Source organism: Chryseobacterium arthrosphaerae (assembly GCF_001684965.1).
Classification (GTDB): domain Bacteria; phylum Bacteroidota; class Bacteroidia; order Flavobacteriales; family Weeksellaceae; genus Chryseobacterium; species Chryseobacterium arthrosphaerae.
The window spans coordinates 32,533-45,676 of record NZ_MAYG01000001.1 but is presented as its reverse complement, the minus strand read 5'-3'; the positions used below and the strand labels follow the sequence as shown (position 1 = coordinate 45,676).

7 protein-coding genes are annotated in these 13,144 nt (G+C 40.5%); 6 read left to right on the top strand and 1 reads right to left on the bottom strand.

The genetic code is table 11. The annotated features are described in order from the left end of the window. Window positions 1-359: 359 nt before the first annotated feature. The 6 genes from BBI00_RS00155 (at window position 360) to BBI00_RS00130 (ending at window position 12,422) form a co-directional block, all read left to right on the top strand. The gene (locus BBI00_RS00155; protein WP_083988385.1) at window positions 360-2,651 is read left to right on the top strand and encodes a fibronectin type III domain-containing protein; all 2,292 of its coding nucleotides are present in this window, start codon (window positions 360-362) and stop codon (window positions 2,649-2,651) included. A gap of 244 nt (window positions 2,652-2,895) precedes the next feature. Then, complete coding sequence (locus BBI00_RS00150) at window positions 2,896-6,033, top strand: T9SS type B sorting domain-containing protein (RefSeq protein WP_228394689.1); 3,138 nt, start codon at window positions 2,896-2,898, stop codon at window positions 6,031-6,033. Between the two features lie 94 nt (window positions 6,034-6,127). Beyond that, on the top strand, window positions 6,128-9,217 hold the full coding sequence (locus BBI00_RS00145; protein ID WP_065396865.1) for a T9SS type B sorting domain-containing protein: 3,090 nt from the start codon (window positions 6,128-6,130) through the stop codon (window positions 9,215-9,217). A 253-nt stretch (window positions 9,218-9,470) separates the two neighbouring features. Next, a complete protein-coding gene (locus BBI00_RS00140; protein WP_065396864.1) occupies window positions 9,471-10,745 on the top strand; it encodes an erythromycin esterase family protein in 1,275 nt (424 codons plus the stop codon). After that, entirely contained in the window at window positions 10,745-11,647 is a 903-nt protein-coding gene (locus tag BBI00_RS00135) for an ABC transporter ATP-binding protein (protein ID WP_065396863.1), read from the top strand. Before BBI00_RS00140 ends, BBI00_RS00135 begins: the two co-directional genes overlap by 1 nt. After that, window positions 11,640-12,422, top strand: coding sequence for an ABC transporter permease (locus tag BBI00_RS00130; RefSeq protein ID WP_065396862.1), 783 nt, complete (start codon window positions 11,640-11,642; stop codon window positions 12,420-12,422). Before BBI00_RS00135 ends, BBI00_RS00130 begins: the two co-directional genes overlap by 8 nt. A 64-nt stretch (window positions 12,423-12,486) precedes the next feature. On the opposite strand, the gene BBI00_RS00125 is transcribed toward BBI00_RS00130, so the two are convergent. Next, window positions 12,487-13,017 (bottom strand): thermonuclease family protein, encoded by a 531-nt coding sequence (locus BBI00_RS00125; protein ID WP_065396861.1) that lies wholly within the window; start codon window positions 13,015-13,017, stop codon window positions 12,487-12,489. Window positions 13,018-13,144 lie beyond the last annotated feature (127 nt).

Below are 13,144 nucleotides of genomic sequence, written 5' to 3'. Positions count from 1 at the left end.
CATAAAATAATGATTTACAATTATTTACATTTTAAATTTTTGTAAAATCAACGAATTATGCAAGCTTATTTCTTGATAAGGGGCAAATATAACGCTAATATTGTTTAAACCTTTAAGCTGATTTAAAATATTAGACTTATTCTCAAAATTTAATGAAATCATCACACCTATCAAGCTTTATGATTATAAAAAATTAAAGATAATTCAGCAATAACCTAATATATGATTTTTGAAGCAATAAAGCAATGATCAGAGATTCAAAAAATCTATAAAAATTCCCTGTAATAATTCATTCTACCACTTATTATCAGAAAAGATCTGACTATAAAGCGGGTAGCTAACTTAAAAATAGAAATAAAATGAGAAAACACTACTTATGGATGATTGTGCTCCTTTCGGTTTTTAAACTGAATGCTCAGACTTATTGTACTCCAACAGCCGGTAGCTCCAGCCAGGCCAATTATCTAAAGAATGCAATATTTTCTGATCAGGGCGCATTATATTATAGTGCTACAGCATATCAGGCTTACGCAGATAACTCGTCCAGCCAGATCGTAACTTCTTATCCGGGAGGAACGGTAAACGTTCATCTGGATTTTGCCGGATCCTCAACCAAATCTTACGTTTGGATCGATTGGAATGCAGATGGAGATTTTGATGATTTCTATGAAAATCCGTTAAGTCCTTCCAATTTTTCAGTAGTAGATGATGTATTCTTTATTCCACCCTCCCAGCCTGCGGGAATGTATAGGATCAGGGTACAAAGCGGAACCTCATTCCCGAATCCGGTAAATCCCTGCGGACCTAATAATTATGGTAATTTTGTAGATTTCAGCCTGAAGATCGCTCCATCACCAAGCTGCTTTGTTCCTACTACACTTGCCGCTTCCGCTATTACCAACAACTCGGCAACGATTTCCTGGGATGCCCCTGCTACTGCACCGGGAAGCTATGAATATTATTATACTTCTTCCACCACTATTCCGGACGCTTCTACTCAGGCATCAGGAACCAGCAATACTACCTCAGCGCCTGTCGGCGGACTTTCATCTTTCACAACGTACTATTATTATGTAAGATCGGTTTGCAGTGCATCTGATAAAAGCGCATGGTCTTTAAGGGGGATATTTAAAACCAAGTGCGACGCAAAAACATCTATGTTTGAAGATTTTGAAAGTGCAGCAACCGGAAATAACAATGCCGACTGCTGGGACAGGATTATTTTAGGTTCCGGGTATCAGAATATTGCTTCCGGCAGTGGTGTGAACAGTACCAAAGCTATGTATCAAAGTGCCAATGGCGCTGCCAATACAGTGATCGCAGTACTACCAAAATTCAGTAATATAAATGCAGGAACCCACTGGCTGAGATTCAAAGCAAAAGTGAGCGGTGCAGCCGGAGTACTGGATGTAGGTTATGTAACCAATGATACGGATGCTTCTACTTTTGTCAATATCCAGTCTGTCAACATCAGCAATACGGTGTATGATGGATATGAATACAGTGTACTCGTTCCCAACACCGTTCCTGCCAATGCCAGGCTTGCGATAAGACATGGAGGTGTACCTTCAGTCAATATTTATTGGGATAATGTATACTGGGAGCCTAAACCCACCTGTTTCGCCCCAACCAATGTTGTTTTGTCTAATGCTACCAGTGCTACTGTAAATGCAGCATGGACTGCACCTGGCAGTGTACCGGCAAGTGGGTATGATATTTATTACAGTACGGACAGTACTCCTCCAACTTCATCTACTCAGCCGATTATCCAGGGAATAACAGCAAATCCATATACCATCCAGGGACTGAACTCAGCAACGACTTATTATATATGGATAAGATCAAGATGCAGTAGCACTGATCAAAGTGCCTGGAGTAATGTATCTTCTGTACTTACGCTTTGTGCCCCTGTTACTACCTTGTCTGAAAATTTTGATTCTTACGCTACAGGATTATTAACCAATGCTCCATGCTGGGGAAGAATTGCAACAGGAATAGCCAGTGTAAACATCAATGGAAACGGAGCGCTTTCCGGAAGCAGACATGTATTGCAGCGCAGTATTTCTGCCGGTGACATTGCTATTGCCGTATTACCGGAAATGAGTAATATCAATGCCGGAACCCATTCTTTGAAATTCAATGCATATTGCAGTGCCAATACAGGAAAACTGGAAGTAGGCTATATGACCAATCCTACAGATGCTTCTACCTTTACCCTGATCCAGCAGCTGAATATTACCAATACCTCCTATGCTCCCACTACCGGAAGCAGTGAGTATGCGGTTGCTATTCCCAATACGATTCCTGCCGGTGCACGACTCGCTATCCGTAATACCTATACTGTTTCAGGTAATGCACAGTATTACTGGGATAATATTTCATGGGCGCCTACACAAAGTATGGGAGTAAGTGATGTAACCGCAAAATCCAAACCGGACATCTATCCTAATCCATTCACAGATATCATCAATATTACAGACGTCAAAAATCTGCAATCAGTGATGGTCTATGATGCTTCGGGCAAACATATCCGTGAGATCAGAAATTTTGAAAATCCAATTTCTTTAAAGGACCTGACATCAGGGCTGTACATGATCAGAATGATTATGAAAGACGGTACTTCCAGAACCGTAAAAGCAATAAAAAAATAATGTTGTCACTGTCATACAGAGTGACGGAATTTCCCGTCGCCTGTATGGCAGTTTTTTCCACACATCAAATTCAGTCTATGTAAAACCTTTACTTCATTTATTGTTCATATTTCAGGGACTGATCACGAATTCAGTCAGTTCAGATTCAGAAAATATCCTCAATCTGCTGTTTCCGGTAATTGACTTTCTATTCAAAGATGTTTGAAACCAGCTTTCACCCTGTATAAAAAAACAAAACTATTCAATGATTACTACCTATATCCCCCGCCAGACAGAATCCCAATCTATTCTGATCAGAAAATATCTGTTTGTTCTTTTACTTCTGTTTTTTGCCTTCAACAATCTTTTTTCACAAAGAGATACGGAACATTGGTTTGCGCCTATGATGTCAAGACTTAATGATTCCAACAGACAGGCTTTGTTTCTATCTACAGATTCTACAATTCCCTTTCCTGTTACGATATACAATAACAATACAGCTATCGGAACGGTTACCATCAGTAAAGGTAACCCTCAATCTTTTGATATCCCTATGGATCATATGATTACAGGAGCCCAGACTGAAATTTTTAAAGCAACAACCCGGGGTCTCTATGTAAAAGGAGAAAAACCTTTTTTCTGTACATTCAGGTTTTCTACAAAAAATCATGGAGAAATTCTTACTTCAAAAGGAAAAGCAGGAATTGGAAACAAGTTTTATATATCTTATGGACCTATTGCTGTTTCCAATTCCACTAATAATTTTACCTGTGGTATCCTGGCCACGGAAGACAATACTACGGTAACGGTTTCCAATTACAGTTCTTCTGTACAATTTTCTAATGGAACGAACGGAACCACCAATCCTGCCATGACCTTTACCTTAAATAAAGGACAATCCTACATTATAGAAGGAGCAGGAAATCAAACGGGAAATCAGACCGGTTTTATAGGAGCAAAAATTGAATCAAATAAACCTGTATCGGTTACTAACGGAAACTTTAACGGCCAGATTGTTAACTCAAATAATGGTGGTGATATTTTAATGGATCAGTCGATACCGGTAGAAAGATTAGGGGATGAATTTGTCCTTGTTAAGGGTATGGCCGCTATTGCAGCTAATGTGGAAGGTGCCGTAGTGACAGCTACAGAGAATAATACACAGGTGTACCTTAATGATGATGTGAACCCTGTTGCTACGCTTAACGAAGGACAGTTCTACCGTATCGGCTCATCTTCATACGTCAATCAGAACAGTACCGGACATTACAACATGCGCATCCGGACTACAAAGAAAGCCTATGTTTATCAGCTGATGGCAGGAACTTCAACTTCATTTGTTGAAATTACCATCGGGGCCAATTACATCCCTCCTCTCAACTGTTTCTTACCTAAAAAAATTGATGAAATAGGAATGATTAATATTTTACCTTATTTCACAGCGATTTCTCCTGTTGTAAAACTTAATATTATCACTGAAGCAGGAGCTACGGTAAGCGTTAACGGAGGAGCACTGGCAACTCAGGGACCATTTCCTGTTACAGGAAATTCAAACTGGGTTTCTTATTCTGTACCTAATGTTACAGGCAATATTACCGTTCAGTCTACCAAGGCAGTCACAGCAGGTATTGCAGCAGGAGAAGGAAATGTAGGCTATGGCGGCTACTTTGCAGGCTTTTCTTCTATTCCCGTTATTGCCAAAAAGAATGGAAACTGTATTCCGGATATGGTGCTGGAAGTGGATGACAGCTATGCTACTTATCAGTGGAATTTTAATGGAAGTCCTATTCCGGGTGCCAATACCAATACCTATACTCCTACACAACCTGGAAACTATACGGTAACGGTATCCGTGGGAGGAAGCTGTCCACCGGCAACGACTCCTGTGTATAAGGTATTTTCCTGTGTTACCCATACTATAAAACCAATAACGGTTTGTTCCACCGGAACTCCTTTGTCAATAACACCGGCCTTTACAAATTCGTCACAGACTCCGGTCCCAGCCACTGTACAGATTATCAGTCCGCCAACTCAAGGTACACTTACCGTAAATCCCACAACAGGAGTACTTACTTATACTGCCAATACGGGAACAACTGCCGATACTTTCACTTATAAGTTCTGCGGTAACGCTCCTGAGTTTACAGATTGTGAGGAAGTAAAAGTAAATGTTACCGTACAATCTGTAACAGCGGTCAATACATCTATTAAAGCCTGCAGCAATAACGGAACGGGAACTTTTGACCTGACTTCAGCCAATGTTGGAGGTACACCGGGAAGTACAAAAAAATACTATCCTACCGCTGCTGATCTGGCTGCAGGAACAAATGAGATCATTCCGGCCAATGCTTATGTATCAGCTGCTCCAAAGGATGTGTATGTAAAAGTTTCTACTCCTGAAGGATGTTTTGCCCAGGCAAAAATCAGTCTGTTATTCCATCCTGCGCCACTGGTTCAGAATGTTTCTCTGACCTCATGTTATATAGATACCACTCCTGACAAAGGAAATTTTGACCTTACCAAAGCTGCCGTTACCAGTGAGCTAGGTGTTACCAAAGTATATTATAAGACCATGCAGGACGCTGCAGCCGGAATCAACGCTATCCTTAATCCCAATGTATATATTGCTTCCAGTGGAACAGCTTATATAAAAGTAACCAATACTACAGGATGCTCTTCAATAGCAGTCGTTACGCTTACAGTTACATTGCCCCATCCTTCTTCTTTGCTGAAAGATAAGTTCATCTGCATCAATGAAACGACCACTTTGGATGCAGGGTCAGGCTATCAGTCTTATGAATGGAGCACGGGAGCTACGACTTCTTCTATTTCGAATATAGGAGTAGGAAACTATTGGGTGATTTTAGGACACGACAACTGCTTTACCAAACAAAATATCACTGTAAAAGCTGCTCCTGATCCTGTTATCAACCGCATCGATCTTGAAAATAACAAGGCTTCTCTCACAGTAACGGGAGGAAACCCACCTTATATGTACTCTATTGATGGTACCCACTGGCAGGTTTCAAATACATTCACGGGGCTTCCTAACGGGCAGAATGTATTTTATGTAAAAGATTCTTACAACTGTGAACCGGTAAAAGTAGAATTAACCGTCATCAATCTTATCAGTGCTATCACTCCCAACGGAGACAACATCAATGATACGATATCCTATGCTGATTTTGCCTATAAAAAAGACTTTTCTTTTATGGTATATGACCGCTATGGCAATAATGTCTTTGCCGGTACCCGTTTCAATAATTATACATGGAATGGAATGTTCAGCAACAAAAAGCTGTTCACAGGAACATACTGGTATGTGATCACCTGGAAAGAACCTTCACTACAGGATGCTACCATTCAATATACGGGATGGATCTTATTGAAAAATAAAGACTGAACCCAATATTAATACACGTATTAGCAATCATTCGCTGTCAGATTTCATCAAAGCAGCTGTTATGACTTATTTAATTTAATCTTCCCTAAAATCTATGAAAAGGATCTTACTTATTTTTATACTGCTACTCATGGCTTCCCCTGCCTGTGCACAAAGGGATACTGATCACTGGTTTGCCCCTATGGTTGCCAGTTCCACCAATGGTTCCCCCAAGCAGGCACTGTATCTCTCTACGGACAGTACCACGCCGTTTCCGGTTTCCATTTACAATAATAATACGGTAATAGGCACCGTCACCATCAGCAAGGGAAATCCTCAGACTTTCGATGTACCATGGAATCTGATGACCGGACAGAATACTGCCGATGCGATGAGTGTAAAAACAAGAGGGCTTTATCTTCATGGTGACCTCCCGTTTTTCGCCACTTACAGATTTTCGGAAATCAATCATGGAGAAATTCTTACTTCCAAAGGGAAGGCAGGAATTGGTAATAAATTTTATGCAGTATACGCCCCGCTGATGAATAACCAGTCCAGCCAAAATTTTAGCTGCGGAATTCTGGCCACCGAGGACAACACTCAGGTGAAGGTTTCAGGGTATGCCATGACAACATGGTTTTACAACAATTTCAATGGACTTACCCACCCGAGTATTACGATCACGCTGAATAAGGGACAATCTTACATATTTGCCGGATATGCCAATAAACCTGGCAATAAAGACGGATTCATCGGGGCTAAAATTGAATCGACCAAGCCTGTATCTGTTACCAACGGAAATTACCACGGTCAGTTCGGATTGGCTCCACCCTATAACGGGGAAGATATCGTAATGGATCAATCTGTGCCTGTTGAACGCTTAGGACAGGAATTCGTGATGATTAAAGGAATGGGAAATCTTCTTCCGGAGATTGAGGGCGCTGTCATTGTAGCGACTGAAAACAATACGGAAATCAGGCTCAATGATAATCCTACACCTGTTGCTACCTTGAATGAGGGACAGTATTACCGTGTCAGTGCGATGAATTATATTGCAAACGGACCCTCGCATCTCAATATGTATATCAAAGCTTCCAAAAATGTGTATGTCTACCAGCTGCTCTCAGGCATTGAGGATAATGATGCTACAGAGGGCTTTAATTATATCCCGCCTTTAAACTGTTTCCTTCCTACGGTGATTGATGAAATTGGAAAAATAGGTGAATTGCCTTATTACACTACATTTAATCCACCACTTGTGGTAAAGCTCAATATCCTTACCCAGGCAGGCGCTGCCGTAACGGTAAATGGTATTCCTACGACAGCTGCACAGGGACCTTTCCCGGTAACCGGAACCAAAGACTGGGTTTCTTATTCCGTACCCAATATTTCAGGAAATGTTACGGTAGCATCTACAAAAGCTGTCACTGCCGGAATTATAGGAGGTAGCGGAAATCTGGGCTACGGAGGGTATTTCGCCGGGTTTAATTCTATTCCGGTGATCAAAAAGTCTGCAGGGGAATGTATTCCCGGAATTGTTCTGGAAGTAGAAAGCGGTTTTGATCATTATCAGTGGAACCTCAACGGGAATCCTATTCCTGGGGCTAATTCCAATACATATACACCAACCCAGGGGGGAAGCTATACCGTATCGATTACCAAAAGTACATGTACACCTCTTACTACTTATCCGTATAAGGTATATACCTGCCTCACCAATACTGTAAAAGCATTAAATATCTGCAGTGCCGGTAAGCCTGTCACCATTACCCCTGCCTTTACCAATTCCACGCAGATTCCTGTTCCCGGAACAGTGCAGATCATTACTCCTCCGGCTAATGGTACTTTAACTGTCAATTCAACGACGGGAGTTCTTACCTACACTGCCAATGCAGGAACAACCACCGATACTTTCACTTATAAATTCTGTGGAAACGATCCCGATTTCACTGATTGTGAACAGGTAAAAGTCAATATAACGGTACAACCCCTGATTCTTACGGATACCACTGTAAAAACCTGTCCCACAACGACCGGAACCGGTATTTTTGACCTCACTACAGCCAATGTAGGCGGACCTGCGAATGTGACTAAACAATACTACCCGACTTTAGCGGATCTGAATGCAGGGATCAACGAAATTATTCCGGCTAATGCATACTCATCTGTAGTTCCGGCCAGTGTTTACGTAAAGGTTACCACTGCAGAAGGATGTACCGCAAATGCCAAAATCACTCTTCAGTTCTATCCTGCACCTAATATACAGAATGCGACGCTTAACGGATGTTTTGTTCCTACGAATCCCAGTACCGGAACTTTTGACCTGACTTCAGCACTGGTAACGACTACAGTTCCTGTGACAAAAAAATATTATCCAACGCTTATTGATGCAACCAACGGAACTAATGAAATCCTGACTCCGGCGAATTATATTTCCCCGAATGCCACAGTATACGTCAAAGTCATTACGGCGAACGGATGTTATGATTTTGCCCCAATAACATTGAACATCATTCCTCCCAAGCCCTCTCCTCTTCTGACGGATCAATATATATGCCCCGACGCAAAAATCACATTGAATGCTGGGCCGGGTTATACTTCCTATCTCTGGAGTACCGGAGCTACAACGCCTTCCATCACTGTTTCCATAGGAAGTTACTGGGTGATCCTTACCTCTGGCGGTTGCGAGACAAAACAGTTGGTAAAGGTAATGTCCGTCCCGGTCCCGAAGGTCAAAAAAGTTGAGGTGACCCATAATACAGCAACGATTACTGCAGAGGGAGGCACCCCTCCTTATCAATACTCAAGAGACGGAATGATATGGCAGGATTCGAATGTCTTCACCAATCTTCCAAGGGGTAAAAACAACTTCTATGTGAAAGATTCCTACAATTGCAGCCCAGTGGAAACCCAGATCCTGGTACCCAATCTCATTAATGCAATTACCCCTAACAGTGACGGGATCAACGATACGCTGGACTATTCTCAGCTGGCATTCCTGAAAGATCTGAAATTTGGTATATTCAATAGGTACGGACAGCTTATTTATTCTTCTGAAAAAAGCAATACGTTCAAATGGGACGGTACCATCGGCGGTAATCCCGTCAGCAGCGGAACGTACTGGTATGAAATAAAATGGGCAGATCCGGAAACCCAAAACCTGGTAACTTATACAGGCTGGATCCTCGTAAAAAACCGGAACTAAATACAATACATGCTGCCTAATCAGGCTTGTAATACTTTTTGTTTAAAGAGGCTGTCTCATTTTTTTGAGACAGTTTTTTTATTTTTCCATCTTAAATATTCACCGGTACCGGAAAAAAATGACGAACTGGCATTATTTTCCACATGGCATTCTTTTCGGATCAAACCCATTCATTACCTATCAAAATCTTTTATTTTTTATCACAATAAAAATAAAAACAACGGTATATTAGCAACATTGTAATTTCCAATGAATGAAGAAACTTCTTTATATTTTTATCTTTTCTGTTATATCCGTTTTATTCCTGAATAAAATTGTTTTCAAAGAAATTCCTGAGAAAGAAAAGCAGGAGCGTCTGATGGATGTCCGGCGGTATACGCATCCTATAAAAAGTATTTCTATGGATCATGCTGACAACGGTGATTTAAAGATCTTTGATTCCGTGCTGAAAGGCAACAGGATTCTTATCCTCGGAGAGAACGTCCACTCCGACGGTGCTACGATGCAGGCCAAAGGCAGGATGATCCAATATCTCCATGAAAATCTGGGTTATAATGTAGTTCTTTATGAAGCCGGGCAATATGATACCTGGATCATGAACGAGGAAATGAAAAATCATCCGATGAAGGTCCCTTCGAATTCTATCGCAGGGCTCGGACTGTTTGATTTCTGGTGGGATAATAAAGAAAACCGGCCGCTGATCAGTTACTATCAGAAATCCAAAACTTCCACTCAGCCAATAGAGCTTGGAGGATTTGACATCCAGTTCAGCGGAAATGTGCTCTACGGCAGGAGAAATAAGCTGTTTAGGGAGTTTTTAAGCAAAAATAATATTGATCTCAAACCGTTCAAGGTCTTCAGCAAATACATCAATCAGCTTAATAATTTTATGTTTGAAGGTTTTGCCAGAAGAACCCTGGAAGGCAAGCAGAAGGAACAGCTCTTCAATGAGATGAGCCAGCTTGAAAAAGCTGTTATGAAACTTGAAAAAACTCCTGAAAACATGATGTATGCAAGGTATTTGCATGATATGAAAAATTATTTCCATAAGGTGACAAAATATAAATCCGGAACCCTATCCAGTATGCATTTCAGAGACTCTGTAATGGCTCAGAATCTTATCCATCAGATTGATTCTGTTTATCAGGACCAAAAAATCATCGTATGGTGTTCCAACATTCATTCTTTTGCAGACCAGGAAAGCAAAGACTACCGCCCGATGGGAGCTTATATCAAAAATAAATATGGAAAGGCGTCTTATATGATCGGTTTTTCATCCTATGCTTCATTCAATACTAAAGGAAAACTGATGGACAAACCCGGAAAGCTTGCTATTGAAAACACATTCCATGCAATGAAAGAGCCTTATTTCTTTATCGATCTGAGAGCAGTTCCCAATGCTTCTGTCTTAAAAAAGGAATTTACTTCAACCATCAACCAGAAAACAGACCAGAAGAAAGTCTGGAGCCGCTTTTTTGACGGAATTTTCTACATCGATACCAATACTTCTTTAACACCCATCAAATAATGGAAAGCATTACAACCAAAGATCTCAATTATAAGATAGGTTCTAAAACCATTTTAAACAACATCAGCCTCAATATTCCTGAAGGCAGCATTTATGGCTATCTGGGAAGAAACGGTGCAGGAAAATCAACCACGATCAAGCTGCTGTTAGGACTTTTGGAATCAGACCATGATAATATTTTTTTCCGGAATAAAAGTTTAAAGCAACACCGGACAGAGATCCTTGCCAACACCGGAAATCTTATTGAATCCCCATGCTATTATACGAAACTGACTGTTTTTGAAAACCTGAAATACCTGGATATTATCTACGGAAAAGGTTCAAAAAGGATCGATGAGGTTCTGGAACTGGTAGATCTTCACAAAGAGAAAAAGAAGAAAGCAAGTGCCCTGTCGATGGGAATGAAACAACGCCTGGGCATCGCCATGGCCATTTATAATGATCCAAGACTTCTGATTCTGGATGAACCACTCAACGGACTTGATCCGCAGGGAATTTTTGAGATGAGAAAGCTGTTCCAATACCTGAATGAACAGGGGAAAACCATTTTTCTTTCGAGCCATATTCTGAGCGAACTTGAAAAAACCGCTACGCACATCGGGATTATTGAAGGTGGGAAAATGATCTTCCAGGGAACAAAAAATGAACTGCTCAACCAGGTTGAAAGAGAAGTAACACTAAAGGTAGACCAACCTGAGAAAGCTTTATCTATATTGCAGGAATCTTTTTCCGCAATGTTAAACAGCTCCGGTAAAATATCGGTAAAGATCACTGATGATAAAAGCTTTAATACTCTTCTAAAGAGCCTTATTCAAAACGGGATTGAGATCTATGATACGGAATCTCAAAGCTCCAATCTTGAACAGATCTTCATTCATTTAATTTCCAAGAAACATGACTAATACCAATACTTTCTTTAAAGCGTTTTCATCTGAGCAGTATAAACTGTCTAAAAACAAAGAGATTTTCGGGATACTTCTGCTGCCTGTTCTTATTGTTTTTGCGGTTGACCTGTATATTGCTTATGACGTTATCAGTGCCGGAAGTGATGCTGCAAACGGAACCTCAAACCCATGGAAGATGATGCTGGGAAAAACAGTATTCATGTTCTATTACCTGCTGTTCCCTATTCTTGTCGCCCTTTTTGTACATGCCTGCTGCGATGTGGAATACCGGAATAATAATTATAAGATCCTATTTACGCTTCCGGTTTCAAAGGCCAGGATCTTTTTTTCAAAGGCTCTGTTCATTCAGATCACTGTTCTGTTTTCAGTTCTCTTCTCCTATCTGGCATTTCTGATGAGCGGCTATTTTTTAGGCATTGCTTTTCCTGAACTGGGTTTTCAGAATTATGACTTCAGAGAGGTTATTTTTTATGTTTTCCTGAAACTTTTCATTACCCTTTCTGCAATTGCGATGGTACAGTTCACCTTAAGCCTTATTTTCAAAAACTTTATTTACCCTATCGGAGCCGGAGTATTCCTGTTACTTTTCTCCACCATCATTCATGAGAAGAAATTTTCTGATTTCCTGATTTATACAGGCGGTTATAAGTCACTTGATAATCTGATCATTGAAAATACAGCTTTTGAAAGACTTGACTATTCCAATATTGCTGCTATTTTTCTATTGATGGCTGTCAGTTTTTATCTGTTCATCAAAAAGAAAGGCGGATAAAAAAAGTGTAATTTAAAACTGAACTGAAGTTAATAAACTACTCACAATACAACAAAGGAGCGATTTATATCACTCCTTTTGTTTTTACTTTGATTTCGTTTTTGGATGCTTCGGATTTTTTAAGTTTTGAAGCTTCTCTTTTCATTTTCCTGTATTCCCAGGGAGCCATGGCATTCACATCCTGCCAGAGGCCAATTTTCTTAGCCTGAGCTTTTTCCTGTACTTTCCCTAAGGTGGTATCTTTAGAATAAGAGAAGTACCACCACCCCATGCCTGCTTTGATCAGCTCTTTGGAAAGGTATTTTCCATCGTCATAATATACTTTGGCAACGGAACGTCCATAGCGGTCTGTAGTGGTTTCCACAAAATTTACTGTTTTACCAAACACCTGGGCAGAAGTAAACTTTTTGGCATTCTTCCCGAATGCCTGACCGTTTTCAGGACAGTCGACTTCCGCCAGTCTGAGCTTTTTTTGTTGGTTTCCTTCTAAAAGTAAAGTAATGGTATCCCCATCTGAAATTTTGATCACTTTTCCGCTGGTCTGTGAGAACATTAATACCGGGAAAAACAGATACATCAACATTAATCGTTTCATGGGACAAATATAGGAATTAGTATTTTTCACAAACAAAATATTCCTAGAAAATGCAGGACTGGCGGGAGAACCGGAAATTTTTCTTCATTTTTTTTAAATAAGGTAAGTCAATGGTTATTAATCGGGT